The organism is Bacillus cereus group sp. BfR-BA-01350, from assembly GCF_022663775.1.
Classification (GTDB): Bacteria; Bacillota; Bacilli; order Bacillales; family Bacillaceae_G; genus Bacillus_A; species Bacillus_A paranthracis.
In genome coordinates this window covers 1-391 of sequence record NZ_JAKUGD010000042.1, presented here as the reverse complement: position 1 = coordinate 391, position 391 = coordinate 1, and the positions used below count along the sequence as shown (strand labels likewise).

Genomic DNA, 391 nt, shown 5'->3' with positions numbered 1-391 from the left:
AGCGTTCATCCTGAGCCAGGATCAAACTCTCCAATAAAGTTAGTTTGTCTAGCATCTAAAATAAAAATTGACGTTTCACGTTGTTTGTTTCGTTCAGTTTTCAAAGAACTTTTTGGTGGAGCCTAGCGGGATCGAACCGCTGACCTCCTGCGTGCAAGGCAGGCGCTCTCCCAGCTGAGCTAAGGCCCCAAACAAGTATCGGGAAGACAGGATTTGAACCTGCGACCCCCTGGTCCCAAACCAGGTGCTCTACCAAGCTGAGCCACTTCCCGAAAGAAAACGCGCCCGAGAGGAGTCGAACCCCTAACCTCTTGATCCGTAGTCAAACGCTCTATCCAATTGAGCTACGGGCGCATATGGTGCCGAGGGCGGGGGTCGAACCCGCACGGTG

Annotated in this window: 3 tRNA genes; all 3 read right to left on the bottom strand. The window is 52.7% G+C overall.

The annotated features are described in order from the left end of the window. Window positions 1-113: 113 nt before the first annotated feature. The 3 genes from MR147_RS26845 to MR147_RS26835 all read right to left on the bottom strand — a co-directional run bounded on the left by MR147_RS26845 (window position 114) and on the right by MR147_RS26835 (window position 354). Window positions 114-189, bottom strand: a tRNA-Ala gene (locus MR147_RS26845). Window positions 190-198: 9 nt separating this feature from the next. Then, window positions 199-272: transfer RNA gene (locus tag MR147_RS26840), tRNA-Pro, on the bottom strand. Between the two features lie 8 nt (window positions 273-280). After that, window positions 281-354 (bottom strand) — tRNA-Arg (locus MR147_RS26835). Window positions 355-391 lie beyond the last annotated feature (37 nt).